At 62.9% G+C, this 26,565-nt stretch carries 21 protein-coding genes; 5 read left to right on the forward strand and 16 right to left on the reverse strand.

Going from position 1 to position 26,565, the window contains the following annotated elements; translation table 11 throughout:
* Nucleotide 1 precedes the first annotated feature (1 nt).
* The 5 genes from KBA32_RS04055 to KBA32_RS04075 form a co-directional block, all read right to left on the reverse strand.
* Nucleotides 2-709 carry an ABC transporter ATP-binding protein gene (locus KBA32_RS04055; RefSeq protein ID WP_294355671.1) on the reverse strand — a complete coding sequence of 236 codons (708 nt, stop codon included), beginning with the start codon at nt 707-709 and terminating at the stop codon, nt 2-4.
* Entirely contained in the window at nt 710-1,474 is a 765-nt protein-coding gene (locus tag KBA32_RS04060) for an ABC transporter ATP-binding protein (protein ID WP_294355674.1), read from the reverse strand.
* Nucleotides 1,474-2,559 (reverse strand): branched-chain amino acid ABC transporter permease, encoded by a 1,086-nt coding sequence (locus tag KBA32_RS04065; RefSeq protein ID WP_294355677.1) that lies wholly within the window; start codon nt 2,557-2,559, stop codon nt 1,474-1,476. Before KBA32_RS04065 ends, KBA32_RS04060 begins: the two co-directional genes overlap by 1 nt.
* Before the next feature lie 14 nt (nt 2,560-2,573).
* On the reverse strand, nt 2,574-3,467 hold the full coding sequence (locus tag KBA32_RS04070; RefSeq protein WP_294355679.1) for a branched-chain amino acid ABC transporter permease: 894 nt from the start codon (nt 3,465-3,467) through the stop codon (nt 2,574-2,576).
* 263 nt (nt 3,468-3,730) lie between these two features.
* Nucleotides 3,731-4,882, reverse strand: a complete 1,152-nt coding sequence (locus KBA32_RS04075) for an ABC transporter substrate-binding protein (RefSeq protein WP_294355682.1) — start codon at nt 4,880-4,882, stop codon at nt 3,731-3,733.
* Nucleotides 4,883-5,340: 458 nt separating this feature from the next.
* Between KBA32_RS04075 and KBA32_RS04080 the strand changes: the two genes are divergently transcribed.
* On the forward strand, nt 5,341-5,625 hold the full coding sequence (locus KBA32_RS04080) for a DUF1778 domain-containing protein (protein WP_294355683.1): 285 nt from the start codon (nt 5,341-5,343) through the stop codon (nt 5,623-5,625).
* The gene (locus KBA32_RS04085; RefSeq protein WP_294355688.1) at nt 5,625-5,936 is read left to right on the forward strand and encodes a type II toxin-antitoxin system RelE/ParE family toxin; all 312 of its coding nucleotides are present in this window, start codon (nt 5,625-5,627) and stop codon (nt 5,934-5,936) included. Before KBA32_RS04080 ends, KBA32_RS04085 begins: the two co-directional genes overlap by 1 nt.
* A gap of 409 nt (nt 5,937-6,345) precedes the next feature.
* Here the strand turns inward: KBA32_RS04085 and KBA32_RS04090 are convergent, their stop codons facing one another.
* A complete protein-coding gene (locus KBA32_RS04090; RefSeq protein ID WP_294355691.1) occupies nt 6,346-9,201 on the reverse strand; it encodes a sulfide/dihydroorotate dehydrogenase-like FAD/NAD-binding protein in 2,856 nt (951 codons plus the stop codon).
* On the reverse strand, nt 9,198-14,192 hold the full coding sequence (locus KBA32_RS04095; protein ID WP_294355693.1) for a 2-oxoacid:acceptor oxidoreductase family protein: 4,995 nt from the start codon (nt 14,190-14,192) through the stop codon (nt 9,198-9,200). Before KBA32_RS04095 ends, KBA32_RS04090 begins: the two co-directional genes overlap by 4 nt.
* 114 nt (nt 14,193-14,306) lie before the next feature.
* Between KBA32_RS04095 and KBA32_RS04100 the strand changes: the two genes are divergently transcribed.
* The gene (locus KBA32_RS04100) at nt 14,307-14,630 is read left to right on the forward strand and encodes a hypothetical protein (RefSeq protein WP_294355695.1); all 324 of its coding nucleotides are present in this window, start codon (nt 14,307-14,309) and stop codon (nt 14,628-14,630) included.
* Nucleotides 14,631-14,720: 90 nt separating this feature from the next.
* Here the strand turns inward: KBA32_RS04100 and KBA32_RS04105 are convergent, their stop codons facing one another.
* From KBA32_RS04105 to KBA32_RS04125, 5 genes are all read right to left on the reverse strand, one after another.
* Entirely contained in the window at nt 14,721-16,121 is a 1,401-nt protein-coding gene (locus KBA32_RS04105) for a diguanylate cyclase (protein WP_294355697.1), read from the reverse strand.
* 136 nt (nt 16,122-16,257) lie between these two features.
* Nucleotides 16,258-17,151, reverse strand: a complete 894-nt coding sequence (sucD, locus tag KBA32_RS04110) for a succinate--CoA ligase subunit alpha (RefSeq protein WP_294355699.1) — start codon at nt 17,149-17,151, stop codon at nt 16,258-16,260.
* A gap of 14 nt (nt 17,152-17,165) precedes the next feature.
* Nucleotides 17,166-18,326, reverse strand: coding sequence for an ADP-forming succinate--CoA ligase subunit beta (sucC, locus tag KBA32_RS04115; protein WP_294355702.1), 1,161 nt, complete (start codon nt 18,324-18,326; stop codon nt 17,166-17,168).
* Complete coding sequence (locus tag KBA32_RS04120; protein WP_294355705.1) at nt 18,323-18,937, reverse strand: DUF2889 domain-containing protein; 615 nt, start codon at nt 18,935-18,937, stop codon at nt 18,323-18,325. Before KBA32_RS04120 ends, sucC begins: the two co-directional genes overlap by 4 nt.
* Nucleotides 18,938-19,400: 463 nt before the next feature.
* Nucleotides 19,401-21,032, reverse strand: coding sequence for a PAS domain-containing methyl-accepting chemotaxis protein (locus KBA32_RS04125; RefSeq protein ID WP_294355706.1), 1,632 nt, complete (start codon nt 21,030-21,032; stop codon nt 19,401-19,403).
* Between the two features lie 242 nt (nt 21,033-21,274).
* On the opposite strand from KBA32_RS04125, the gene KBA32_RS04130 reads away from it, so the two are divergent.
* Complete coding sequence (locus KBA32_RS04130; protein WP_294355709.1) at nt 21,275-23,071, forward strand: M61 family metallopeptidase; 1,797 nt, start codon at nt 21,275-21,277, stop codon at nt 23,069-23,071.
* A gap of 36 nt (nt 23,072-23,107) precedes the next feature.
* Here KBA32_RS04130 and KBA32_RS04135 read toward each other — a convergent pair whose 3' ends face one another.
* The gene (locus KBA32_RS04135) at nt 23,108-23,860 is read right to left on the reverse strand and encodes a Nif3-like dinuclear metal center hexameric protein (RefSeq protein ID WP_294355711.1); all 753 of its coding nucleotides are present in this window, start codon (nt 23,858-23,860) and stop codon (nt 23,108-23,110) included.
* A gap of 26 nt (nt 23,861-23,886) precedes the next feature.
* On the opposite strand from KBA32_RS04135, the gene KBA32_RS04140 reads away from it, so the two are divergent.
* Nucleotides 23,887-25,056, forward strand: a complete 1,170-nt coding sequence (locus KBA32_RS04140) for a Do family serine endopeptidase (protein ID WP_294355713.1) — start codon at nt 23,887-23,889, stop codon at nt 25,054-25,056.
* Between the two features lie 18 nt (nt 25,057-25,074).
* Here the strand turns inward: KBA32_RS04140 and tatC are convergent, their stop codons facing one another.
* The 3 genes from tatC to tatA all read right to left on the reverse strand — a co-directional run bounded on the left by tatC (nt 25,075) and on the right by tatA (nt 26,560).
* Nucleotides 25,075-25,824 (reverse strand): twin-arginine translocase subunit TatC, encoded by a 750-nt coding sequence (gene tatC / locus KBA32_RS04145; protein WP_294355715.1) that lies wholly within the window; start codon nt 25,822-25,824, stop codon nt 25,075-25,077.
* A 6-nt stretch (nt 25,825-25,830) separates the two neighbouring features.
* Nucleotides 25,831-26,244, reverse strand: coding sequence for a Sec-independent protein translocase protein TatB (gene tatB, locus KBA32_RS04150; RefSeq protein WP_294355718.1), 414 nt, complete (start codon nt 26,242-26,244; stop codon nt 25,831-25,833).
* A gap of 91 nt (nt 26,245-26,335) precedes the next feature.
* Nucleotides 26,336-26,560 (reverse strand): Sec-independent protein translocase subunit TatA, encoded by a 225-nt coding sequence (gene tatA / locus KBA32_RS04155; protein ID WP_294355722.1) that lies wholly within the window; start codon nt 26,558-26,560, stop codon nt 26,336-26,338.
* Nucleotides 26,561-26,565: the final 5 nt, after the last annotated feature.

Raw genomic sequence — 26,565 nt, forward strand, 5'->3', positions numbered from 1 at the left:
ATCACGCCTCGCCGAGGTAGGCCTTGCGCACCCGGTCGTCGGCGAGCAGATCCTTGCCGTGGCCGGAGAAGCTGATCGCGCCGGTCTCCATGACGTAGCCGGTATCGGCGACATCAAGCGCCGCCTTGGCGTTCTGTTCGACCAACAGCACCGTGACGCCGGCGGCGTTGATCTGCCGGATGATGTCGAAGATCATGCCGACGATGATCGGCGCGAGGCCGAGCGACGGCTCGTCCATCATCAACACCTTGGGCTTCGACATCAGCGCGCGGCCGACGGCCAGCATCTGCTGCTCGCCGCCCGAGAAAGTGCCGGCCTTCTGTTTGTGCCGCGCTTCGAGGATGGGGAACAGTTTGAATATCCGCTCGCGGTCGGCTTCGACCTCCTCGCGGTTGTGGCGCGCGTAGGCGCCGAGCGTCAGGTTTTCGTCGACCGTCAGGTTGGGGAAGACGCGGCGGCCTTCCGGCACGAGGACGATGCCCGATTCGACGATGTCCTTGGTCTTTTCGCCGGTGATGTCCTTGCCGTTCCAGCTGACCGTGCCGCCACCGATCTTGACCAGCCCCATGATCGAGTTGAGCGTCGTGCTCTTGCCCGCGCCGTTGGCGCCGATCAGCGTGACGATCTTGCCGGCCGGGACGTCGAGACTGATGCCGCGCAGCGCACGGATGCCGCCGTAGTGGACCGAGAGATTATTGATAGACAGCATTTATTCCACCCCCAGATAGGCTTCGATGACCTTGGGATTGTTCTGGATTTCCTCGGGCGTCCCGTGCGCGATGGTGACGCCGTAGTCGAGCACGTACATGCGTTTGCAGACGCCCATGACGACCTGCATGTGGTGCTCGATGAGCACGATGGTCAGGTCGAACTGGTCGCGGATCTTCAGGATGAATTCCATCAACTCGACCGATTCCTGCGGATTCATGCCCGCCGCCGGCTCGTCTAGGAAGAGCAGCTTCGGATCGGTCGCCAGCGCACGCGCAATCTCCAGCCGGCGTTGCGCGCCGTAGGGCAAAGCTGCTGCCGGCGCGTTCTCGTGATGCGCGAGGCCGACTTCGGCGAGCAGCGCGCGGGCGCGCTCGTGGATGCGACGCTCCTTGGTCATGTAGGAAGGCAGACGCAGCGTCGCTTCGACCAGGTTCGTCCCCATGCGCATGTGCTGGGCAACGAGGATGTTGTCGAGCACGCTCATTTCCTTGAACAGGCGAATGTTCTGGAAGGTGCGCGCGACGCCCAGTTTGGTGATCGCGTGCGGCTTCATGCCGGTGATGTTCGTGCCGCAGAACTCGATCCTGCCGCTCGTGGGCTTGTAGACCCCGGTGATCAGGTTGAACGAGGTCGTCTTGCCGGCGCCGTTCGGGCCGATCAGGCCGATGATCTCGCCGGACTGGACGTCGACGTTGAGCGCGGTCACCGCCGCGAGGCCGCCGAACTGCTTGTTAACGTCGGTCGTTTTCAGAATCGAGGTCATTACTTGCCCCCCTTGCCTTGCGCGGAGGCGCGTTTGGGCAGCAGACCGATCCGGGACAGCGAGTTCCAGTTGAACTCCGACTTGCCCATCAGCCCCTGCTGCCGGTAGATGACGACGACCATCAAGAGCGCCGAGAAGAAGACCATGCGCAGGCCGGGAACACCGTGGGTCACCATGAAGCCGAGATTGAGCGGCCCGTCGAGGAAACGCAGCGCCTCCATCGCGACGGTGACGACGATGGCGGCGACCACCGAACCGGTGATCGACCCGACGCCGCCGAGGACGACGATGAGCAGGATGTCGAAGGTCTTGAGGAAGATGAACTGCTTCGGGTCGATCGTCGTCAGGTAGTGCGCCAGCAGGCCGCCGGCGATCCCGGCAAGGAAGCTGGAGATGGTGAAGGACAGGACCTTCATGCCGAAGACGTTGACGCCCATCGACTCAGCGGCGATCTCGTTGTCGCGAATCGCCTTGAAAGCTCGCCCATAGCTGGACTTGATCAGCAGTACAAGGAACAGCGTGACGACAATCGCCGAACCCCACGCCCACCACATCGTCGTGAAGCGCGGCAGGCCCTTGAGTCCGAGCGAACCGTTGGTCACCGTCTGAAGGTTGGTGAGCACGACGCGGATGATCTCGGAGAAGCCAAGCGTCGCGATGGCTAGGTAATCGTCACGCAGACGCAGCGCGATGACGCCGAGCAGCCAGCCGATGAAGCCGGCGATGACGCCACCGAGCAGCAGCGCCGGGACAAACGGAATGTGCACGTTCGCCAGCCAGGGAACGATCGGCTGCAGGACGTAGTTGGCTTCCTTCTGATCCGGCGACATGGTGAGGATGGCGCAGGTGTAGGCGCCGACCGCCATGAAGCCGGCGTGCCCGAGGCTGAACAGGCCGGTGAAGCCGTTGATCAGGTTGAGCGACAGGGCGAGGATGACGTTGATCGCGCAGAGCTTGAAGATCTGCATCGTAAACACGTCGAACGTGCCCTCGAAGACGAAGAGCAGCGCCAGGCCGACGATGGCCGCGCCGAGCGAGAGCAGCGTGCTCTGGCGCTTGGAAAGCTGTGTGTGTGGCGTATTCATTTGACCCGATTTCATTAGACCTTCTCCCCCTGGTTCTTGCCGAGCAAGCCGGTGGGTTTGACGAGCAGGACGACGATCAGCAGGATGAAAGCGAAAGCGTCCTTGTAGCCGGTGAACTCCGGCAGGAAGGCGATGGTCATCAGCTCGATGATGCCGAGCAGCAGGCCGCCGAGCACGGCGCCGGCGATGCTGCCGATACCGCCGATGACGGCCGCGATGAAGCACTTCAAGCCGGGCATGATGCCCATCAGCGGCTCGAGGCGCGGGTACTTCATCGCCCACATGATGCCGCCGACCGCCGCCAGCGCACTACCGATGGCGAAGGTGATCGAGACGATCTTGTTCACGTCGATCGCCATCAGGCGCGCGGCGTCGATGTCGGTCGACACGGCGCGCATGGCCATGCCGGTCTTGGTGCGATGCACGATCCAGAGCAGCGCGGCGAGGATCAGCGCGGTGACGAGCGGGATGACCAGGCTGACGGTGGAAACGCGCACGCCGCCGAACATGAGGTTCTGCGAGAAGAACGCCGGCACCGGGAAGGCCTTGGGACGCGCGTCGAAGAGCACGATGGCCAGATTCTCGATGAGGAACGAGGCGCCGATCGCGCTGATCATGATCGAGATGCGCGGCGAATCACGCAGCGGACGGTAGGCCGCGCGCTCGAGCCCGACGCCGAAGACCGTGGTCAGCGCGATGGCAACGACGACCGCCAGCCACCAGGGCATGAAGAAGGTACTGACGCCGAAGAAGGCGAGATAGCCGCCAAGCATGAAGACGTCGCCGTGGGCGAAGTTGATCAGGCGGAGGATGCCGTAGACCATCGTGTAGCCGATGGCGATCAGCGCGTACAGGCTGCCGAGCGACAGTGCATTGACGAACTGCTGGAGAAAAGTTTGAAAATCCATGACGTTCTTTCAGAAGCGGCGGCGCGGTTTCACGCTCTTGTTTTCGGCGTTGATAACCGTGCGGATGCTTCAAGAAAAATCCGAATGCGCCGGCGAACTCGGCCGCACATTCGGATTCCTGGTGCAAGCTGACTATAAATGTAGATGATAGGAGCACAGATTCTCTGCGCGATAGCAGCTTTTCTTCGTAGAGCCGCTTCAATCGCCCGGTGTAACCGGGCTCCTACCACATCGCGGCGAACTAGCCGCCGCACACTACCGGATCAGGGCTTGACGGTCGTCAGGAAGACGAACTTGCCATCCTTAACCGTCTTGAACACCGCCGCCTTGTCGGCGTTGCGCTCAGCGTTGATGGTGATGGAACCGGCAGAGCCTTCGAAGTCCTTGGTCTGCGTCAGCGCTTCGCGGATCTTCTCCGGCTCGGCAGAATTGGCACGCTTGATCGCGTCGAGGACGACGAGGTAAGCGTCGTAACCGAGCGCTGCAACAGCCGGCGGCTCCTTCTTGTATTCGTCGCGGAAGGACTTCAGGAAGGCTTCCGAGGTCTTGTTGATCGGCACGTCATTGGCGAAGAAGGTGGAAACAATTGCGCCTTCGACCGCGGCACCGCCAACTTCGAGGAAGGCGTTGATGTCCCAGGTGTCGCCGCCGATGAACTTGGCGGTGATGCCGAGATCGCGTGCCTGCTTGATGATCAGCGCGGATTCCGTGTAGTTGCCCGGCGCGAAGATGACGTCCGGCTCGAACTGCTTGATGTTGGTCAGCTGCGCCGAGAAGTCCTGGTCGCCGGTGTTGTAGTCGGCCGTCGCGACGATAGCCTTCTCGTCGCCGGAGAGCTTGACGAAATGATCGACGAAGAACTTGGCGAGGCCGACGGAGTAGTCGTTCGACACTTCACGGATGATCGCAACCTTCTTCGCCTTGAGTTCGTTGAACGCGTAGGCAGCGCCGACGGTGCCCTGGAACGGATCGAGGAAGCAGACGCGGAAGTAGAAATCGTTGCCCTTGGTCACGGCCGGGTTGGTCGCCGAAACGGCGACTGCGGGAATCTTGGCTTCGGCGAAGATCGGGCCACCGGCCATCGACAGCGAACTGCCCCATGAGCCGAGCACGGCGTTGACCTTCTCCTTCTGCGCAAGCACGGTCGCGGCGTTGGCGGCCTCCACCTTGTCCGACTTGTTGTCGACAACGACCAGTTGCACCTTCTTGCCCAGCACTTCCGGGGACAGCTTGTTGGCCAGCTTGATGCCGTCGTATTCGTCGGCACCGCCCGCGCCGTTGGCGCCGGTCAGCGGCTCGAACACGCCGATCTTGATGACGTCGTCGCTGCTGCTGCTTGAGCCGGAACACCCGACGATGGAGACGCTGGCGGCCAAAGCTGCCGCGAGCGTCAAGAGAGAAAATGTCTTTTTCATGGAAGCCCCCTGGTGATGGTCAACGATCGAATCGGAGTAACCGCCGGATGCTACAGAGCGCCATTTTTGCCGTCAAGACAAAGATCTAGTCGGATCGATCGGAGCACGAACGGCATCCAAGGTGTCCGGAACGGAGCTCCACCCATTAGTCATGAAAACTTGCCTGACTTGCAGAATTCGCCGAACGTTCCGTAGAGCACCCAGCCATTCGAGGTACAGGAAAGAAGCCGTTCAACGTAGCGCCCTGCGACCGAAGGGAGCAAGGCTGAACGCCATATCGATTTCCCGCCGTTGAAGTACTTTGCGACAAGCGCGGGAGTTGCAGCGCCCTCCGCATTCGCCGATGGAAATGCCTGCGCCTTCAGAGAACAGCAAGGCAGCAAGGCGACGCCTGGAAAACCTTGCTGCGTAGCACAAACGTGCTACATTGGCCTCCATTACTTTGTCTGGAGCCTGACATGCCAACCACCACCATCCGCCTGCCGGATGATCTGAAAACCCGCATTGCGGCCGCAGCCAAACACGCCGGAACGACGGCTCATGGCTTCATTCTCGAGGCAATTATCGAGAAAGCAGAGCAAGCTGAACGCCGCGCCGATTTCGATGCCGTAGCGGAAAATCGCTATGCCGGCGTTGTGTCCACCGGGAAAACCATCCCGTGGCAGGAAATGCGCGTTTATCTGGAAGCGCGCATGGCCGGCAAGGCGACGAAGCGCCCCGTTGCACGCAAACTGGCACGCTGATGGCGTCTTGCATTGAGTTGGCGCCGGAGGTTGCGGAGGATTTCGATCGCATCCTCGATTATCTGGCCAGCCACGAAGAGGAAAATCCTGTGCAGCGCATTGGCGAAATCATTGCCGCTCTGGAAATTCTGGCGCAGAACCCGTTGATCGGTCGTCCGGTGGCAAATGCCAAGCGCGAACTGGTGATCGGCCGTCGTTCACATGGGTATGTCGCCTTGTATCGCTACGTACCCGAGATGGATGCGGTATTCGTGCTGGCGATCCGCAACCAGCGCGAAGCCGGCTACTCCGAACGCGACCCCGCCAGGTAAAGCGCTTGTCACCGCATCGCCGCAACTGACTTGCGTCAGTTGGCCGGGACAATCCGAACGGCGGGTTCCGGATCGGTTATCTGTCATTCGCGCTACCGGATTCTTCCATCCCGCCATGCCGGTTGCTGGCCGAAAGCGCTATTTCGCCACTGCGCTGACTTCACTCGCAACCATGCTCAATCAACCTTGAAACCTCAGTTCAAACCACAACGACACAACGGACACAACGAAAAGCAAGGTTTTCAAACCCTGCGGCATCGTCACCCGCCGGGTGAATCCCGAATGAGTCATAAAGCCTTGCTTTTCCGTCGTGCGCGTTGTGCACGTTGTGGTTAACTGCTTTTTCCAGGATAGAGCAAGAACCAACCCTGGGCCGTTCGCGGCCCCGGACCCCTTGCCGAATCGGGGATCACGCCAACCCGTGCTTCACCTTGCTTTCCTGCTCCTGCACCTTGAATAGCCCGAAGCGCGGCAGGAACTTGTCCCAGTCGATGATGTGGCTGTCGATTTCCGGGCCGTCGATGCAGGCGTGCTTGCGCACCATCTTGCCTTCGATGTTGACCGGCACCATGCACGCGCCGCACATGCCCGTCGCGTCGACCATGATCGAGTTGAGGCTGGCGACGGTCTTTACGCCATAGGGCTTGGTCAGGTCGCTCACCGCGCGCATCATCAACGGCGGGCCGATGGTGACGACTTCGGCGATGCTGCGGCCCTTGCTCGTCTTGCCGTTCTTGAGCATTTCCTCGAGCGGCGTGGTGACGAAGCCGTGCAGGCCGAAGCTGCCGTCGTTGCTACAGTAGATGAGATCGAGCTGGTCGCCGAATTCGGCCTTGAGCTGGCCCATGCGCTCGTCCTCGCCGACCCAGAACAGCAGGTTGGCGTTGCGGAAGCCCGAGATCAGCGTCACGTGGTTGCCGAGCCTGAGATGCTCGCGTGCGATCGGGTAGACGGGCGGCAGGCCGACGCCGCCGGCGGTGAAGACGACGGTTTCCTTCTCGGCATCGTACTGATGCAGTTCGCTCGGCTGCCCAAGCGGCCCGGCGATGCCGGTGAAGGCTTCGCCGATCTGCATCTTGTTGATGTTGAGGCTGGTCGTTCCCATGCCCTGCACGACGAGGCAGATGGTGCCGGCCTTGGCGTCCCAGTCGGCGAGCGTCAGCGGGATCAGTTCGCCGTCCGGCCAGGCGAGCACGCGCACGAACTGGCCGGCGCGCGCCGATTTGGCAATCATCGGCGCCTTGACGATGAACTCGACGATGCCGCCGGCGAGTTCGATCTTGTCGACGATGGTCTGCGGCGTCGCGCCCATCTCGGTGTATTCGCGCGCCGTTTCGACCATGTGCGCGATCTGCTCGTGCGAAAGGTCGATGTCGCCGACGATCTCGCGCGCCGCGGCCTGGCCATCGCCGGCGGCGCGGATCGCCGTCGAACCGCCGCGCGCCGCATCGCCGCCCGAGTAGATGCCGTCGAGCGAGGTCTTCATCGACCCCTTGGTGGCGAGGTCGATGGTGCCCCACTTGGTCGTCTTGAGGCTCGGCTCCGAATCCTTGATGATCGGGTTCGGGGCGTTGCCGAGCGCCATGATGACGAGATCGGCCTTCATCAGCTCCTTCTCGCCGGTGGCGACCGGACTGCGGCGGCCGGACGCATCCGGTTCGCCGAGCGCGATGACTTCAAGGTTCGCCGCCTTGACGAAGTGCGTCTTGTCGTCGCCGATGAATTCGCACGGCGAGCGCAGCACCTTGAGCTTGATCCCCTCTTCCAGCGCGTGGTGCAGTTCCTCGACGCGCGCCGGCATTTCGCTCTGCGTGCGGCGATAGACGATGGTGACGTTGCCGCCGAGCCGGCGTGCCGTGCGCGCCGCGTCCATCGCGGTGTTGCCGCCGCCGATGATGATGACTTCCTTGCCCTTCGTCTCAGGCAGCGGCGTCTCGTAATCGGCGCGCAGCCCCTGCATCAGATTGACGCGGGTCAGGAACTCGTTGGCTGACATCACGTTGAGCAGGTGCTCGCCCGGCACGTTCATGAAACGCGGCAGCCCGGCGCCGGTGCCGACGAAGACTTTCCAGAAGCCGGCCGCACGCAGGTCCTGCAGCGTCGCCGTCTTGCCGACGACGAAGTTCTGCACGAACTCGCCGCCGAGCAGCTTGATCTTGGCGACCACGTCGTCGATCAGCGAATTGGGCAGGCGAAACTCGGGAATGCCGTAGCGCAGCACGCCGCCGAGCGCGTGGAAGGCTTCGAACACCGTCACCGGGAAACCCTCGGCGGCGAGCAGGTAGGCGTTGATCAGACCAGCCGGCCCGGAGCCGACGATGGCGATCGGCGGCTTGACCGCACGCGCCCACGGATCGGGCACGCTGGCAAAACGTTCGACCACGCCGTCCGGATTGACGACCTTCTCGCGCTGCGGCAGGAACCACTCCAGCTGGCCGATTTCGATCGGCTGCTTGGTGTGCGCGCAGACGCCCTGGCATTGCAGCTCTTGCGGGCAAACGCGGCCGGTGACGTTGGGCAGCGGGTTGCAGCTCTCGATCAGCTCCATCGCCTCGCGGAACTTGCCGTTACCCATCAGCTCCAGCACCTTCGGGATGTGGATCTTGACCGGACAGCCGCCCTTCGGATCGGCCTTGCCGGCGACGTGCAGGCCGATTTCGCAGGGACGCTCCTCGCACTGCTTGTCGCGCAGCACTTCGAGCCAGACGATGAGATCGACTTCGCGCGCGCTGTAGCCGAGGTTCATGTAGCCGAGGTAGCCCTGGTTCACCAGCTCGAAGTCCGTGGACCGCTCTTCGGGCGAACGGATGTACGGCGGGATGAAACTTTCCGCCGGCCAGCCTTCGGACAGCCCCTTGAACATCGGATAGCGCTCCGACAGATGCTGGTCAATGGCGCGCACGAACTTGCGCTTCAAGCCGAGCGGCACGTTCCAGACAAAGCGCATCAGCACCTTGCTCGTATCGTCGTCGCGCAGCAGCAGACTCCAGAACGTCTTGATGAAATCTGCGCCGAGCTCGGGCTGTTTGAACTCCCAGACGATCGCGTTGGTGCCGTCGGCGATGAACATGTCGCGGAACGCCTGCGGGTCGGCAAGCAGCCGGCGCTGCAGGAGCGCCATCTGGTGGTGGAAGGTTTCGACCGCTTCCGATTCCTCGAGCGCCTCAAGCTGGGCCTGCGTGCTCTCCAGCGACTTGCCGGCATCGAGGTAACGGAAGAGGTCTTCCCGGCCGGCGGAACCGGCGTTGGAGTTGCCCGTGCTCATCGAATGATCTCCGCGTCGCAGTTGGCCGACACCCGCTTGACGCGCGCCTTGAGCTCAGGTGTCGGCGTCACGCGCTCAAGGATGCCGGGGATCAGGCGCCCGACTTCGCGGCTCTCGCCATTGACGACGATGCGCGTCTTCTCAAAGAGCTCGGACAGATCCTGGTAGCAGGTCTTGCAGTTGGTGCATTTCACCTGATCGGCCTCGTCGTACGTGACAAGCGCATCGGCCGTCGCTGTCGCCGCAGCCGGCGCATTGGCGGCAGGCGCGGCACCGGAGACCGGCACGATCGGGATCGTGACGCCGTTGCCGACCTGCGCCTTGCTCGACGCCGCCAGCTCCGACATGGCGCGCGCAAAGCTGTCGATCGACGAGTCGCGCTGCTTCATGCCGTCCTGCACCTGTGCCTTCAGCGCGGCGATGCCGGCCTGGTATTCGGCGCTCATCTTCGAGACGTGCTGGCCGGCGAGGTATTGCAGCAGATGCCAGTACTTGCGCCGTTCCTCGACGAGCGCAACGACCGAAGGCGAGACACGCAAACGAATCAGACGCTTCTTGCTGTCGGCCGAGTAGATGAACGGCGTCTTGCCGGCGCGTTGCGACTCGTGCAGATCGATGAACTCGTCGATCGGAACCAGTCCTGCCTCGTTGCCGTTGAGCTTGCTGAACTGCTTCTTGAAGCGGATTTCGCCGAGCGCGAAGTGCGCCGGCGTCAGCGCCATCGTCATCAACTGCAGCTCGCCTTCGGCGTCGAGGTATTCGAGCGAGGTGCTGCTCCAGGTCTGCTCGGGATCCGGGTTGCCGTCAAGCGAGAACCACTCGTGCAGCGTCTTGCCGCGCCGCGGGTCATGCACGAACACGGGGTTCATCCGGCTCTCGACGGCCAGGCGCGACTGGCGCGCCGAGATGTTGTCGGCGATCCCGTGCTCGCCCTGGCACGGCGTATAGACGTCGAGCACGGCGGGCGAGTCGGTATAGGAGAGGAACTCCATCGTGTTCTTGAGGAAGTGCCCCTGCAGCGCGGTGCTCGTCGAGCAGACGAAGACGTTGGAGTGGAAGGAGGCGATCAGACCGAGCTCCTTGCGCGCCTCGTGCTTGCCGGAGGACGCTGCGCCGACGCGCGCCAGATCCGAATCCTGGCCGATGAAGCTCGACGTCGACGCCTGCCCGCCGGTATTCGAGTAGGCTCCGGTGTTAAGCACCAGCACCTTGATCGGCGTGTCGCTCGCCAGGATGCGCGAGAGCGCGCCGAAGCCGATGTCGTAGGTCGCGCCGTCGCCGCCGATCGTCATCACCGTCGGCATGAGCGCGATTTCCTCTGCCGTGAAATCCTTCCACTCGAGCATGCGCAGCGCCGGTTCCTGTTCCTCGGGAACGTACGCGTCCTCCAGTTCCAGGCGGGCGACGCGCAGCGCGCGCACGTCGGCGACCATCTGCGCCGAGATGCCTTCAAAGATGCCCTTGGCCAGCGGTTGTGCGTCCTGGAAGAGGCTGTTCACCCACGGATCGTTGTAGGCATTGAACGGGAAGGTCGAGGCATAGACGCTGCTGCAGCCGGTCGAGTTGGCGATCACCGCGCCGGCCGGGCCGTTGCCGGTCGGGCCGCTCTCGTAGAGGTAGAGCCGTTTTTCCAGCGTCGCGATCAGTTCGCCAATGCGCTGGCCGCGCGCCGCGTCCTTCTTGCCGAGCGTCGCCTGCTTCGCGCCGAGGTCGGCGATCAGTTGTTCGAGTTCGGCGATGTGCTCGTGCCGCCGCTTGTCGGTGATCGCGTGGTTGGTCGCCATCACGAGACGGATGGCCGTCACTTCGCCGCAGCCGCGACAGCCGCCGTGACCGCCGGTCGTCGAGTAGTAGTTGGAGCGGTCGAGCAGCAGGCGCTTGATCTCGCCGCCCGGTTCGATCGCGTCGTCAACGAAGCGCGCCGGCGTGTTCGGCAGCTTGCTCATGAAGTCGAAGCGCTGCTGCAGGGTCGACAGCAGCGCCGCGTCCTGTTCGTGCGGGACGAGCGCCTTCGGGCCGCAGACATCGACGCACTCAAGACAGCCCGTGCACTTCCACGGGTCGATATTGGCGGCAAACAGCCCGCCCGTACCGGCGACGGATTTCTCCATCGCGTCGAAGAACGGCCGCGTCTTGGCGACCGGATAGGTAGCCAGCACGTCGACCAGTTTGGTGAAGTTACCAAGCAGCGTCGCCTGCCGCGTCGTAATCCTGGCGGCGGCTTCGGCGACGAGCTCATGGAAGGCGCGCGGCGTCTTGCTCTGCCGGTACGCTTCGCGCACGGCTTCGGTCACACCGAAGATCTGACCGCGCATCGCTTCGCGTTGGGCCTCGGTGATGTCGAGCGTGTCGATGGCGGTGAGCAGCAGTTCGTGGATGTCGTGCACCGAATTCGGGATCGCCGCATCCGGGCAGACCAGCGCGCATTCCATGCAGCCGGTACAGACGTCGGGGTTGAAGATCGGCACGGCGCGCCGGAACAGCCCCTTGTCTTTCGCTCCGGCGGTGCCGGCCGGCATGAAGAGGCCGGTGCCCGGCAGCACCGGCGCTTCGCCAATCGTGCCTTCGCGGAAAGGCTTGGCGACCATTTCCTCGAAGTACTCGCGGTCGAACATGCCGCCGCAGGCCGACGAACCGCCCGGCTGGCACATCGCCGCCGACAACGAGGCGTTATGCAGGGTAATCGGCGCCGGCCGCGCGTCAATCTTCTTGAACGCCGCGGCGCTGTAGTCGACGCGCGTCGTCGACTGCAAGCCTTCGCGGATCACGGCCATATTGCCTTCGACGACCGCTGCGCCCTTGGCGCCGAACTTCTTGGCGATCTGCTTGCCGATCTTCTCGAGGATCGCGTCGGCCGAGGCGCCGGCGGCGACCTGCCGGACATGCCCGGCGACGGCGCCGATGAAGGCGATGCCCATCATGCGCGTCGCCAGTTCGGCCGATGGCGCGTTGCGCTTGGCGACACCGAAGGCGTCGATGATGAAGAAGTTGATGTTCTTCTCGCGGATCGTCTTGCGCGCCGCCGGCGGCAGTTCGGTCCAGACTTCCTCGGGCGTGGCGTTCGACTGCATGATGAAGGTGCCGCCCTCGGCCAACCCGCGTAGCGGATTGGTGTGGCTGAACGCGCGGTGGTCAGGCGAGATGACGACCTCGACGTCCTCCAGTTCGGCGTTGGTGATCTTGATCGGCTCGGGCGAGAGCGTGATGTAGAAGTTGGTCGGCGCGCCGCTCTTCTCGGAACCGTACTTCGGCGCCGACTTCGAGTGCATGTCGAGCACGCCGGCGAGGATGTCGGTCAGCAGCTTGCCCGAGGCGATCGTGCCGTAGCCGCCGACCGAATGGAAACGCACGCGGAAGGCCGAGTCCGGCAGCAGGCGCGGGTTGTCTCCCGTTTCGAGCGCCATCAGCTCGGTCGCCGGATACGCTTCGCGCAGCCGCTTCTGCAGCTCGGCCATGCGCGGCGACGGGCTCTTGGAGAAGAACTGCGAGCCGAGGTAGATCAGCGGTGCGCTGCTGCCCTGGCCTTCCATGTTCTTGAACGCAGCGATCAGGTGGCGCGGCTGCAGGTCGTGTCCGCCGAGACCGAAGATCGCGGTGGTCAAACGCGGCATCGTCTTGATCGCCGGGATGCCTTCGTGGCGCATCTGACTCGCGTTTTCGCAGCCCTTGAACAGCGCCTGCGTCACCAGCGTAGTCAGTGCGGTCTGCTCGGAACGCTCAAGCACGGTGACGGCCTTCTTGCCCTTCAGCGCAGCGACGACTTCCGCCTCCGGGAAGGGCTGCAGCAGCTTGATCGAGACGACGCCGACCTTCTTGCCCTGGCTGCGCAGATGGGTGACGACCGCTTCGACGTCGTCGGTCACCGAACCGAGGCCGACCATCACCATCTCCGCGTCGTCGCACATGAAGGTATGGACCGGCGAATACGTGCGACCGGTCAGCGCCGAGTATTCATCCATGGCCTGACGCACGAGGCCCGGCACTTCGCTGACGAAGTGCGTGCGGTGGTCGGCCGAGCCGGCCTGGAAGTCCGGCTGGTTCTGCACCGCGCCGGTGAGGCCCGGATTGTTGATGTCGACCTGTGCCGGCACCAGCTGGCGCGTGCCCTTTTCGAAAGAATTGAGCCACTGCCGCCGCCACTGACCGTGCAGCTCCTCCGGCAGCCAGGCGAGCGTCTTGGCGACCAGTTTGCCTTCGTTGTCCTTCTCGATCTTTTCGCCGTTGGTGGCGAGGAATTTCTTCAGCGCGGCGAGGTTGGTCGGCGTGATGTCGCTATCGCGCCGCATCAGGTACTGCGACAACTGAAATACGCGCCCCTTGGAACCAAACAAAACTTCCTGTGCCAAAGTCGGCGCCTTGATACGTCCGGCCGGGTCGCCGAGGTATTCGCGCAACAGCTCGGGTTCGGGCATGCGCGCCTCGCTCATCATGTGGCTGGTGGCAAAACCGTCCATCGCATTGGCGACCGGGATCAGCGAGAGCGCCGAGACGCGGTAGGAAATCGCCGCCAGGTCGGCCGCTTCCTGCGGGTTCGAGCCGAAGAGGATGGTGTAGCCGGAGGAAAGCAGCGCGTAGACGTCGTCGTGTCCGGCCATCACGTTGAGCGAGTGCTTGGAGACGACGCGTGCGGCCACCTGCAGCACGAAGCCGCCGACCTTCTTGCCGACCGTCACATAGTGCGATTCGAGCGCGTACAGGATGCCCTGGCTCGACGAGGCGTTCGAGACGAACTGGCCGCCGGTCAGCGTCGCGCCGAGCGCGCCGCTCTGCGCCGAATGCTCGCCCTCGGGCTCGAAGAAGAACGGGTGCTTGCCCCAGACATTGACGCCGCCTTCGGCACGGAACGCTTCATAGATCTCGGCGATCTCGGTCGATGGCGTGATCGGGTAGCCGATGACGCCGCCGCAGACGTTGCTCATGACGTGCGCCACCGCGCCGTTGCCGTGGATGACGCTGGAGATGCCGGGATATTTCACTTTTGAGGCTTTCATGATGACCAATCCGAAAAAAGGGATGCGCGGCAAAAAGCCAGACGCTATGGAACGACCTGACCAGACAGTGGAATAACGGACGAAGGCTTTAGCGACGCCAATCCGTTACAGGCAGTGGCGCAGAAATTATCCGGAGGCACTCACCGGGAGTTTGGGCACCGGCAAGCTGGCGGACGGGAGGCAACTGGCGCGGGCGAAGACACGAGCACTCGCCACACGATCCGCAAGAGAGAAAAACGACAACGCTTCGACTGCCACAACAACACCGGGAAACCCAATGACCATGAACAAGCACCTTTAGCAAACCCCGGCGATGAGCGCGCGGGCGTTACCTACAATGTTCTGATACGGATGTTCTGCAAAGCCAATGATGTGCTGTCGATTCGACGTACCGCATCGGGAAAGACAGATCCGGACGGGTACTTTCGAATCGGCTGATGTAGCCTCAAGTATGCGGCGACAAGGGGGCGAAAGCCAAGACCTGATATCAAAAATCGGCAAATCCCCGGCCGGAACGCAAGCGGCGGCTCAGGCGCGCGCCGGGTCGAAGAAGCGGTAGCAGTTCTTGCCGGCGAGCTTCGCGTCGTACATCGCATGGTCGGCCTGACGCAACAACTGATCGCCCGACGGATCACCGTCCTGCAGGAAGAACGTCACGCCGATGCTCGCCGAGCGCTCGAAGGTGGTTCCGCCGAAGGTCACCGGTTCAGCCGCCGCAGCGAGCAGGCGCTCCAGCGTCGTGACGCTGCTGCGCTCATCCGGCAGGTCGAGAAGCACAGCCACGAATTCGTCACCGCCCAGGCGGGCGAGCGTATCGCCTTCGCGCAGCACCCCGCGCATCCGGTTCGCCAGGTTCACCAGCATGTGGTCGCCGGTGCCGTGGCCGTACAGATCGTTAACGCTCTTGAAACCGTCGATGTCGATGAAAACAACGGCCAGTTTCTGGCCTCGGCGCAACGACTGCGCCATGCTCTGCTGCATGCGGTCGGCCAGCAGGAGGCGATTCGGCAGATTGGTCAGCGCGTCGAAGTGCGCGTTATGCTCGAGCTCGCGCTCATGCTGCTTGAGCGCGGTGATATCCGAGAACAGGCCGAGATACTGCGTCGTATTACCTTCGTTGTCGCGCACGGCACTGATCGTCAGCAGTACGGCGAACAGTTCGCCGTCCTTGCGCCGGTTCCAGACCTCGCCGCTCCAGTAACCATCCTCGGTCAGACTGCGCCACATGGCGCGGTAGAACGCTTCGTCATGCAGGCCGGAGCCGAGAAAACGCGGATTGGTGCCGAGCACCTCCTTGCGCCGATAACCCGTAATCGCGCAGAACGCCTCATTGACGTCGATGATCATCGCATCCGGGTCGGTGATCAGAATGCCCTCGCGCGCATGAGTGAAGACGCTCGCCGCGAGGCGCAGCTGTTCCTCGTCCTGTCTCTTTCCGGTGATGTCGCGCGAAACGCCGAAGGTGCCGATGATCGTTCCTTCCTCGTTGCGCAGCGGCACCTTGGTCGTGGACACCCAGGTGTCGGGCTGGTGGAACCAGGTTTCGCGCTCTTCGATGTTGAGCGTCTTGCCGGTGCGGATGATTTCGAGTTCATCCGCTCGCGCCTGCTGCGCGTGCGCCGGCGAGAAGAAATCGAAGTCCGTCTTTCCGACCGCCTCGACCGGATCGCTCAGGCCGAACAATGTCGCCTGCGCGCGGCTGGTACGGATGAAGGCGCTGTTTCTATCCTTGAAGTAGACATAATCGGGGATGTTGTCCATCAAGGCCTGCAGCAGGAAGCGCTCCTGGGCGAGCGCCTCGCGCTCGTCGTTGAGTTCCTGGGTTTTCTTGTCGAGCAGCAACTCCGCCCTGAGCCGCGCCACGCGCTCGCGCCGCACCAGTTCCTGCAATTTGGCGATTTCGTCCTGCCTGCTTTCCTCGGCCGCCATTCCACGCCCCACCAGATCCTTGGTCGAATCTGGATCGTACCGCTACAAATCTTCACGGTCGAGATCGTTTGGCGCCGTGGACGAAAAAAAGCCGGGAGCATCGGCTCCCGGCCCTTCAAGCGTGAAGAAGATCTGATTACAGCAGCGACTTCAAGAGCTTGCCCATTTCCGACGGATTGCGCGTCACCTTGAAGCCGCACGCTTCCATGATCGCCAGCTTGGCCGCCGCCGTGTCGGCGCCGCCGGAGATCAGCGCGCCGGCGTGGCCCATGCGCTTGCCGGCCGGGGCGGTGACGCCGGCGATGAAGCCGACGACCGGCTTCTTCATGTTGGCCTTGCACCACTGCGCGGCGTCGGCCTCGTCCGGGCCGCCGATTTCGCCGATCATGATCACGGCATCGGTCTCCGGATCGTCATTGAACATCTGCATGACGTCCTTGTGTTTCAGGCCGTTGATCGGGTCGCCGCCGATGCCGACGGCCGACGACTGGCCGAGGCCGATCTCGGTGAGCTGGGCGACCGATTCGTAGGTCAGCGTGCCGGAGCGCGAGACGACGCCGATACGGCCCTTCTTGTGAATGTGGCCGGGCATGATGCCGATCTTGATTTCGTCCGGCGTGATGAGACCTGGGCAGTTGGGGCCGAGCAGCAGCGTTTCCTTGCCGCCGGCGGCGATCTTCGCGCGCATCTTGCTGCGCAGTTCGAGCATGTCGCGCACCGGGATGCCTTCGGTGATGCAGATGGCCAGGTCGAGGTCGGCTTCGACCGCTTCCCAGATCGCCGCGGCGGCGCCGGGTGGCGGCACGTAGATGACGGAGACGGTGGCGCCGGTCTGCTGCGCGGCTTCCTTGACCGTACCGTAGATCGGGATGCCGAAGATGGCTTCGCCGGCCTTCTTGGGATTGACGCCGGCGACGAAGCAGTTCTTGCCGTTGGCGTATTCCTGGCATTTCTCGGTGTGGAACTGGCCGGTCTTGCCGGTGATGCCCTGGGTGATGACCTTGGTGTCCTTGTTGATGAGAATCGACATGTTCTTTGGCTCCCTTACTTGACGGCCGCAACGATTTTTTCGGCCGCTTCGGCCATCGAATCCGCCGGAATGATCGGCAGACCGGAGTCTCTCAGCAGCTGCTTGCCGAGTTCCTCGTTCGTCCCCTTCATGCGCACGACCAACGGCACGTTCAGCTGCGTTTCGCGCACCGCCGTGATGACGCCGTTGGCGATCGTGTCGCACTTCATGATGCCGCCGAAGATGTTCACCAGGATGCCCTTGACGTTGCTGTTGCCGATCATGATCTTGAACGCTTCCGTCACCTTCTCGGTCGTCGCGCCGCCGCCGACGTCGAGGAAGTTGGCCGGCTCGCCGCCGAACAGCTTGATCGTGTCCATCGTCGCCATCGCCAGGCCGGCGCCGTTGACCAGGCAGCCGATGTTGCCGTCGAGCGAGATGTAGGCCAGGCCGAATTTGGAGGCGGCGATCTCGTTCGGATCTTCCTCGTCGAAGTCGCGCATTTCCATGACTTCGGGCTGACGGTAGAGCGAGTTGTCGTCGATGATGATCTTGGCGTCGAGCGCCTTGATGTCGCCGGTGCCTTCGAGGATCAGCGGATTGACTTCGACGAGCGAGGCGTCGGTCTGCATGTAGCACTGGTACATGCCCTTGAGCAGCTTGACCGCGCGCTCGACCGACGCGTCCGGGATGCCGATGCCGATGGCCAGATCGGCCGCCTGCGTGTCAGTCAGCCCGTCGGCCGGATCGATGTAATACGTGAGGATCTTCTCCGGCGAGTGATGGGCGACTTCCTCGATGTTCATGCCGCCCTCGGCCGAAGCGATCATCGTCACCTTCTGCGAGCGCCGGTCGGTCAGCACCGAGACGTAGTATTCCTTGCGGATGTCGGCGCCTTCCTCGATCAGCAGGCGGCGCACCTTCTGCCCGTCGGGTGCGTTCTGGTAGGTGATCAGCTGCATGCCGAGAATCTGGCTGGCATACTGGCGCACTTCGTCGATCGACTTCGCAATCTTGACGCCACCGCCCTGCCCGCGTCCGCCGGCGTGGATCTGTGCCTTGACGACCCACACCTTGCCGCCCAGCGTCTCGGCCGCTCGCACGGCCTCGTCGACGCTCTGGCAGAACACCCCGCGCGGCACGGCCACGCCGAACTTTTTGAAAAGTTCTTTTCCCTGATATTCGTGAATGTTCATTTACCTTCCTTGCCTGAATGTAAGTGAAGAGCATTGGGCAGATCTTTTGCATCCTCCTCCTGCCCGGGGTTTCCGCTGCGATACCAGCGCGGGTAAAAGCGCCTGACCGCTTCCGAATGTGCTACGAGGGCGTGACAGCGTTCGAGCTGATATGGCTTGTGCTTGCTGTCGTCGTTGTCGAGAACTTCACTGGCGAAGGTCTGCAGAGCCACGGTCGGCAACTGCATCAGCAATTCGCTGACGTGCGCGCAGCCGCGCGTGCCGCCGTACAGATCCTTGACCGCCTTGCGGAACCCGTGAAAGAGGTTCAGCCCGACGATCCTTGAATAGTCCGGCGGAACGCTGTCGCAGTGGCCCATGTAGGGCGCTGCGTCGGTACACGCGGCCGCTTCGAGGATATTCATCTTCGCGTCAATGGTGACGCGCACCGACATGTCGTGCACCGCCTCGCCGGGCCGGCGCAAACCGGAGGAAAGCGGGTAGTCCTGGTCTTTCGTATCGACGATGCGCGCCTCGATATCCCACAAGCCGTCGGAACGCTTGAAGCCTTCAAGCGCGACGCTGCGCAGATGCAAGCGCGCGCGTTCCGCAGTCGGAGGAGGAAGAGGCATCGTCAATCCCGAAAGTGACAAGTCAGTAGCGCATTTATTCCGGATTCAACTTTCGATTTTCAATCTAGCACACCACCTGCAAGCGGCAAGCCGAACCCTGTCTCCCGACAGCCACCTGCCGCCCACCCACCAGACCGACCAAAACGCGCGCGCAACGGCGCGAACCCGTCGGTCAGACATGGGGCAGAAGCTTCAAGTGACTGATCGCCCTGCTGTTCTCCACGGCCAGCCATCGACCGTGATCGTCGTACTGCTTTTCTTGTAGTTACATCAGCGCGTACCCGCCCAGGCCACGTTCGGCGAGGCCGAAAACCCGGCAACTGGCGCACGTTGCCCGTTCGAGTACGGATTTAACGAAATGTTCAATATTATTTAACGATTATTGACCGCCATGGGCGAAGGGCCGAAAGCACGAAGGCGAGCCGGAAGCCCCGGCTCGCCTTCGTGTCGTTCTCGCGGCGGGTCAGACCGTGAACTGGTTCACCGACTTGTTCATCCGCTCGACGATCGATGTCAGGCGGCCGACCATCGACTCGGTCTGCGTGACGACGGCGACGTTCTGCTCGGTCATCGACGCCACCTGCTCGACGTTCTGCGCGAGCAGCGTCATCGCTTCGCGCTGCTCATCGGACGCGTGCGAGATTTCATTGACGCGCTGGATGGTGTCGCTCATCTCGTCGTTGATCTTCTGCAAGGCATCCTGCGCCGAATGCACGAGCGAAACGCCTTCCTCGACCTGCGAGGCGCCGGAGCGCATGCCTTCGACCGCGCGCTGCGTATCCTGCTGGATCAGGTCGATCATGCTGCTGATCTGCTGCGTCGCACGGCCGGTACGCTCGGCCAGCTTGCGCACTTCGTCAGCCACCACGGCAAAGCCGCGCCCCTGCTCGCCGGCACGTGCCGCTTCGATCGCGGCATTGAGCGCCAGCAGGTTGGTCTGGTCGGCGATCTCCTTGATTTCGCCGGCGATGTGGCTGATCTCGGCGGAACGCTGGCCGAGCGTCTCGACCTTTTCTGCCGACTCCTTGACCGTCCCGGCCAGCGCCGTGATCGTCGCACACGCTTCGCCCGAGCGTTTGGCGCCCTCGCGCGACACGTCGCCGGTGTTCAACGCGACTTCCTTCGTCGTGTATGCGTGCTCGGCCACTTCGCCGATCGACACGGTCACTTCCTCGACGGCCGCGGCGGCGGCCGACGTCGCCTCGCTCTGTTTCTCGGCCGAGCGATGGACGACGTGCATGCCGGCTTCGACCTCAGACGTCGATTCGGCCACATGCCTGGCGGTATCGGCCATGCCTTGCACGGTCGCCTGCACCGAAGAAACAAAGGCATCCATCCGGTTCACTACCGACCCAAGCATGTCGGATCGTCGAATCAGCAGGCGTCGCTTAAGGTTACCGGTCGTCAAAAGACTCTCGGTCCAGTCCGCCATCTTGTCGAGATCACGGCTGAGCTTCGGCACGAAAAATCCCACAAAGTAGATCGCATAGGCAATGGCAAGGCCCATCAGCGCTTCATGAACCCATCCAAAATCGAGGCTAAAAACCACTTCGGAAAGATCAATACAGCCCAGCAGCAACACCAGGAATCCGAGAAAGTACGTCTGTCCGCGCAGCGAGGTCATCGCCTTGACCAGCGCCGAATGTCTGTAGACGGCGTGGCCGTGAATGATTACCAACGATGAGCTACCCCGGTTGATCTTCTCGTACGCCGCCGTCGCCGCCTCGATTTCTTCACGGCTCGGCCGGCTGCGCACCGACTGGTAGCCGACGATCTGGCCGTTCTCGCGCACCGGCGAGACGTTGGCGACAACCCAGTAGAAGCCGCCGTCCTTGCGCCGGTTCTTGACGATGCCGCGCCACGGCCGCCCGGTCTTGAGGTCGGCCCACATGTCCTTGAACGCCGCCTCCGGCATGTCCGGGTGGCGCACCATGTTGTGCGGCTGGCCGACCATTTCCTCACGGGTATAGCCGCTGACGTTGCAGAACGCCTCGTTGGCTTCGGTGATCACTCCTTTCAGGTCCGTTCTCGAGTAGATGAACTGATTGTCGGGGAGGCTGGTTTCGATGTTGGTCACTGGAAGATTCTTGCGCATGGTTCCCTCGGGTCGATTTGGCGGTTTTCTTGACAGACGCTCTCTGAAAAGAATCAAAGCGATTTTGATCTACATCCAAAGCCGGATAATGCCCGTCGCAGGGAGAAAAGTGTTGTGCGCGCGCCACCCCGACATTGACTAAGGCCTCGGGCCGTTGCGAAAAAGCCGCAGTCGGTCAGTTTTCCAGCCTGGCGGACGTTAGCCATAGAATGCGAGGCATTCCCCACAGCGACCCGCAAGCCATGGACCGAACCCCCATCCTATACACCGTCCTGCCAGCCCATCCCGCCGCACATCGCTTCGAAGTGCGCTGCACCGTCGATTTGCCCGATCCGGTCGGGCAACGTTTCGCGCTGCCGGCATGGATTCCCGGCAGCTACCTGATCCGCGACTTCGCCCGCAACATCGTGTCTATTCGCGCCGAAGCAGGCGGCAAGCCGGTCGCGCTGGAGAAGCTCGACAAGCACACCTGGCAGGCGGCGGCGCTGAAGCACCCGACGGCGCTGACTGTCGTCGTCGAGGTCTACGCCTGGGATCTCTCGGTGCGCGGCGCGCACTTTGACGAGACGCACGCCTTCTTCAACGGCACCAGCGTCTTCCTGCGCGTGATCGGGCAGGAAGAGTCGCCTTGCCACGTCGATATCCAGCCGCCGGCAGGCGAACGCTACAAGGACTGGCGCGTCGCCACGGCGATGAATCCAGTTCAAGCCGCCGGCGACAAGCGCGGCAAAGCCAGGCGCCACGGCTTCGGCCTGTACGGCGCCGAAAACTACGACGAACTGATCGACCACCCGGTCGAAATGGGCCGCTTCAGCCACGCCACCTTTGAGGCCTGTGGCGTTCCACATGAGATCGTGATTACCGGTCGCCACGATTGCGACATGAGTCGCCTGTGCCGCGACCTCAAGCGCATCTGCGAATGGCAGATCCGCTTCTTCGGCGAACCAGCGCCGATGTCGCGTTACGTTTTTCTCGTCACTGCAGTCGGCAGCGGCTACGGCGGCCTCGAACACCGTGCCTCGACGGCGCTGCTCTGCTCGCGTAACGACCTCCCCTACGCCGGCATGACCGGCCTACCCGAGGGCTACCGCACCTTCCTCGGCCTGTGCAGCCACGAGTACTTCCACACCTGGAACGTCAAGCGCATCAAACCGGCGGCCTTCACGCCCTGTGATCTCGAGCGCGAGAACTACACGACGCTGCTCTGGGCGTTCGAGGGCTTCACGTCCTATTACGACGATCTGGCGCTGTTGCGCAGCGGCGCCATCGAACGCAAGGACTGGCTGGAGTTGATGGGCAAGACGATCAGCAACGTGCTGCGCACACCGGGCCGCCTGAAGCAATCGCTGGCCGAGTCGAGCTTCGACGCCTGGAGCAAGTTCTACCGCCCGGACGAGAACACGCCGAACGCCGTCGTCAGCTACTACGCCAAGGGCGCGCTCTTCGCGCTGGCGCTCGACCTCACGCTACGCGCGAAGACCGACGGCCGCGTCGCGCTCGACGACGTCATGCGCGCGCTGTGGGAGAAACACGGCAAGACCGGCGTCGGCGTCGACGAGGACGACATCCGGGAAATAGCCGAGGGATGTTCCGGACTCAAGCTGAAAAGGCTCTTCGTGGAAGGCGTCTCCGGAACGCGCGACCTGCCGCTCAAGAAGTTGCTGGCGCCGCTCGGCGTCGATCTGTCGCTCGAAACCGCGCCGGCGGCGAAGACGCCATCGCTCGGCATCAAAACCAATGGGGACAACGGCGCCAACGAGATTCGCCTGGCCACCGTCTTCGACGGCGGTGCCGCGCAGACCGCGGGACTCGCGGCAGGCGATGCGCTGCTCGCCGTCGACGGCCTGCGCGTCACGCCAACGACGCTGGACCAGCTGCTCGCGCGCCATCAGCCGGGCGACACGGTGCACATCCACGCCTTCCGCCGCGACGAGTTGATGGAATTCACCGTGCGCCTCGACCCGCCGCCGGAAGACAACGCGCGGCTGGCCATCCGGGAAGGTGCCTACCCGCTGCGCAAGCAATGGCTGGGCGGCTGACGCTCACCGCCCGATCAAATCCGTATCGCCGGCTCATCACACCGGGCTGTCGATATCGACGAATTCGCAGTGCAGGTCAAAACGCTCGGCCAGGTGCTCCGCCAGCGCCCGTACGCCGTAGCGCTCGGTCGCATGATGCCCGGCGGCGATGTAGGTAACGCCGGACTCGCGCGCCAGATGGACGTTCTGCTCTGAAATTTCGCCACTCAAATACACATCGACGCCTTGCTCGACGGCCTGCTCGAACAGGCTCTGCGCGCCGCCCGAGCACCAGGCGATGCGCAGCAGCGGTCGGTCGCTGTCGTCATCACCGATCACCTGCGGTGCGCGCCCGAGTTCGGCAGTCAACCGCTGCACCAGCTCGGCCCGCCGCAGCGGCTGATCGAGCCGCCCGAACCAGCCCAGGTCGTGCTCGCCGAAACGGCCGTCGACAACCCACCCCATCCGCTGCGCCAGTTGGGCGTTGTTGCCGAACTCGGCGTGGCTGTCGAGCGGCAGGTGATAGGCGTAGAGATTGATGTCGTGCGCCAGCAGCGCCTTGAGCCGATTCCTGCGAAAACCGGCAATGCGCCCATCCTCGCCGCGCCAGAACCAGCCATGATGAACAAGTATCGCATCAGCCCCGCGCGCGATCGCCGCATCGAGCAGCGCCTGACTCGCCGTCACGCCAGTGACGATCTTCCCGATCGCCGCGCGTCCTTCCACTTGCAAACCGTTTGGGCAATAATCCTTGAAGCGCGCGGTTTCCAGTAATTCGTCGAGATAGTGCGCCAGCGTTTCACGTTTCATCGCTTATTCCTTTTCCTCTGTTCCCCATGCGTAAACTCTGGCTGATTTTTGCACAAAGCGTCACCGTAGCGGTTGCGGTTGTCTTCGTCATCAGCACGCTCAAACCCGACTGGTTGCCGCAGCGCAGCGCCGATCCGGCAATCAGCGGCACCGGGGAGCCCGGCAAACCGGCCGAGACCGCGCCCGGCGGCTCATACCGCGAAGCGGCAAGGAAGGCGCTGCCTTCGGTGGTCCACGTATACACCACGCAGAAGCTCGTCGCGCCCAAACACCCGCTCGTTGACGATCCGATCTTCCGCCATTTCTTTGGCGACTCGGCCGAATCCGAAGACCAGCCCAATTCGGGACTCGGCTCCGGCGTCATCGTCAGCGCCAGTGGTTACGTCCTCACCAACTATCACGTCATCGAAGCCGCCGAGCAGATCGAAGTATCGCTCAACGACGGCCGCGATCTGAAGGCGCGTCTCGTCGGCAGCGACCCCGAGACCGATCTGGCCGTTTTGCAGATTGAGGCGGAAGCGTCGGAGGAACTCAAGCTTCCGGCGATCAGCCTCGGCCGGATGGACGACGTGATCGTCGGCGACGTCGTGCTGGCCATCGGCAATCCCTTCGGCGTCGGGCAGACCGTCACCATGGGCATCGTCTCGGCGCTCGGTCGCTCACACTTGGGCATCAACACCTTCGAGAACTTCATCCAGACCGACGCCGCAATCAACCCCGGCAACTCCGGCGGCGCACTCGTCGACACGCACGGCAAGCTGCTCGGCATCAACACGGCCATTTACTCACGCTCGGGCGGCTCGCTCGGCATCGGCTTCGCTATCCCCATCTCGACCGCCGGCAGCGTCATGGAGCAGATCATCCAGACCGGTACCGTGACGCGCGGCTGGATCGGCGTCGAAGCGCAGGAGATCACACCGGAACTGGCCGAATCGTTCGAATTGAAGGACGCCAGCGGCGCCCTGATCGCCGGCGTCCAGCGCGGCAGCCCGGCCGACGCGAGCGGAATCCGCCCGGGCGACATTCTGCTTTCGGTTGAAGGAAAGCCGGTCAAGGACCCACAGGTCATGCTCGACCTGATCGCCGCGCTCAAACCCGGCGCCAGCGTGCCGTTCAGACTGCTGCGCCAGAAAGCCGAGTTCTCGACGACGATCAGGATCGGCAAACGCCCGCCGCTGACGCGCGAGCGTGAATAACGCGACGAGCGACGGGAATCAGACGAGGTCGGTACCGTCGCTTTCCGGCTTGACGGGCTTGCTGACGAATTTCGCCATCAGCATCCCGAGTTCGTAGAGCAGACAGAGCGGGATCGCCAGCATCAGCTGCGAAATCACGTCCGGCGGCGTGAAGATCGCGGCGATGACGAAGGCGGCGACGATCATGTACGAACGCCATTCCTTCAGCGTCTCCAGGGCGACGATGTTCATCCGGACGAGCACCACGACGACGACCGGCACCTCGAACGTCACGCCAAACGCGAGAAAGGTCGACATCACGAACGACAGGTACTTCTCGATATCCGTCATCCAGGCAACGCCTTCCGGCGCGATGTTCGCCATGAACTTGAACACCGTCGGAAACACGAGGAAGTACGCGAAGGACATGCCGACGAAGAACAACACGACGCTCGCCGCGACCAGCGGCAAGGCCAGCCGCTTTTCGTGCGAGTACAAACCGGGGGCGACAAAGGCCCAGACCTGATACAGGACATACGGCAGCGCGATCAGGAAGGCAACCATCAGCGCCACCTTCATCGGCACCAGGAAGACGCCGACGACGTCGGTGGCGATCATCTGCCCGCCCTGCGGCAATGTCGCGATCAACGGCTGCGCGAGCAGCGCGTACAGTTCCTTCGCCCACGGAAAAAGACAGACAAAGACGATGCCGATGGAAAGCAGCGCCTTGATCAGACGATCACGCAACTCGAAGAGGTGCGAAAGGAAGGTGTCTTCCTGCTGATCCATAGGTCGTCAGGCCTTTGCGGCGGGTTGTTGTTCGGGAGCCACTGCGGGTTCGACCACGGGCGCGGTCGTTACGGCATTCGGCTCGGCTTGAGTACCTGCTGCCGATGTCTGCGCCAGATCATCCAGCGCGCTGCGCGCCGACTGGACGTGCTCGCCGACTGCCGTCTCCACCGCCCGCATTTCCCCGCGGATGCTCGCTTCCAGATTGAGTGCCGTATCCTGCACGTCGCTCTTGAGCTTCCGGAGTTCGTCGAGCTGGATCTCGCGATTGATGTCCGCCTTCACGTCGTTGACGTAGCGCTGCATCCGGCCGAGCAGATGCCCCGCCATGCGCGCCACCCGGGGCAGACGCTCAGGTCCGATGACGACCAGCGCCACGATACCGATCACGACGAGCTCGCTAAAACCGACGTCAAACATGGGTTTGGATTTCCAGGAGGAAGGCAGAAACGAAAAGCGCTGTGAATGATGACATCCTCACAGCGCAACCAGTGGTCGATACCGTTATCGGCTACGACTTCGTCTTTTCCTTGACCTCGCCTTCGATGGTCTGTCCGCCGGTCACCTGCTGCTGCGCCGCCTCGGCGGCCTTTTCCTCGGCCGACTTCATGCCTTCCTTGAAGCCTCTGACGGCGCCACCGAGGTCCTCGCCGATGTTCTTCAGCCGCTTCGTGCCAAAAACCAGCAGGACGATGAGCAGAACGATCAACCAGTGCCAGATGCTGAAACTTCCCATGATGA

The organism is Propionivibrio sp. (assembly GCF_017995515.1).
GTDB lineage: Bacteria > Pseudomonadota > Gammaproteobacteria > Burkholderiales > Rhodocyclaceae > Propionivibrio.

Excerpts from the sequence above, each read along its gene's own strand:
- KBA32_RS04075 (WP_294355682.1), bottom strand. The coding sequence starts at position 4,882 with ATGAAAAAGACATTTTCTCTCTTGACGCTCGCGGCAGCTTTGGCCGCC.
- KBA32_RS04105 (WP_294355697.1), bottom strand. The coding sequence starts at position 16,121 with ATGGCGGCCGAGGAAAGCAGGCAGGACGAAATCGCCAAATTGCAGGAA.
- KBA32_RS04125 (WP_294355706.1), bottom strand. The coding sequence starts at position 21,032 with ATGCGCAAGAATCTTCCAGTGACCAACATCGAAACCAGCCTCCCCGAC.
- KBA32_RS04135 (WP_294355711.1), bottom strand. The coding sequence starts at position 23,860 with ATGAAACGTGAAACGCTGGCGCACTATCTCGACGAATTACTGGAAACC.
- KBA32_RS04070 (WP_294355679.1), bottom strand. The coding sequence starts at position 3,467 with ATGGATTTTCAAACTTTTCTCCAGCAGTTCGTCAATGCACTGTCGCTC.
- KBA32_RS04095 (WP_294355693.1), bottom strand. The coding sequence starts at position 14,192 with ATGAAAGCCTCAAAAGTGAAATATCCCGGCATCTCCAGCGTCATCCAC.
- KBA32_RS04130 (WP_294355709.1), top strand. The coding sequence starts at position 21,275 with ATGGACCGAACCCCCATCCTATACACCGTCCTGCCAGCCCATCCCGCC.
- KBA32_RS04090 (WP_294355691.1), bottom strand. The coding sequence starts at position 9,201 with ATGAGCACGGGCAACTCCAACGCCGGTTCCGCCGGCCGGGAAGACCTC.
- KBA32_RS04055 (WP_294355671.1), bottom strand. The coding sequence starts at position 709 with ATGCTGTCTATCAATAATCTCTCGGTCCACTACGGCGGCATCCGTGCG.
- tatC (WP_294355715.1), bottom strand. The coding sequence starts at position 25,824 with ATGGATCAGCAGGAAGACACCTTCCTTTCGCACCTCTTCGAGTTGCGT.
- KBA32_RS04120 (WP_294355705.1), bottom strand. The coding sequence starts at position 18,937 with ATGCCTCTTCCTCCTCCGACTGCGGAACGCGCGCGCTTGCATCTGCGC.
- sucD (WP_294355699.1), bottom strand. The coding sequence starts at position 17,151 with ATGTCGATTCTCATCAACAAGGACACCAAGGTCATCACCCAGGGCATC.
- KBA32_RS04080 (WP_294355683.1), top strand. The coding sequence starts at position 5,341 with ATGCCAACCACCACCATCCGCCTGCCGGATGATCTGAAAACCCGCATT.
- tatA (WP_294355722.1), bottom strand. The coding sequence starts at position 26,560 with ATGGGAAGTTTCAGCATCTGGCACTGGTTGATCGTTCTGCTCATCGTC.
- KBA32_RS04065 (WP_294355677.1), bottom strand. The coding sequence starts at position 2,559 with ATGAATACGCCACACACACAGCTTTCCAAGCGCCAGAGCACGCTGCTC.
- KBA32_RS04060 (WP_294355674.1), bottom strand. The coding sequence starts at position 1,474 with ATGACCTCGATTCTGAAAACGACCGACGTTAACAAGCAGTTCGGCGGC.
- sucC (WP_294355702.1), bottom strand. The coding sequence starts at position 18,326 with ATGAACATTCACGAATATCAGGGAAAAGAACTTTTCAAAAAGTTCGGC.
- KBA32_RS04085 (WP_294355688.1), top strand. The coding sequence starts at position 5,625 with ATGGCGTCTTGCATTGAGTTGGCGCCGGAGGTTGCGGAGGATTTCGAT.
- KBA32_RS04140 (WP_294355713.1), top strand. The coding sequence starts at position 23,887 with ATGCGTAAACTCTGGCTGATTTTTGCACAAAGCGTCACCGTAGCGGTT.
- tatB (WP_294355718.1), bottom strand. The coding sequence starts at position 26,244 with ATGTTTGACGTCGGTTTTAGCGAGCTCGTCGTGATCGGTATCGTGGCG.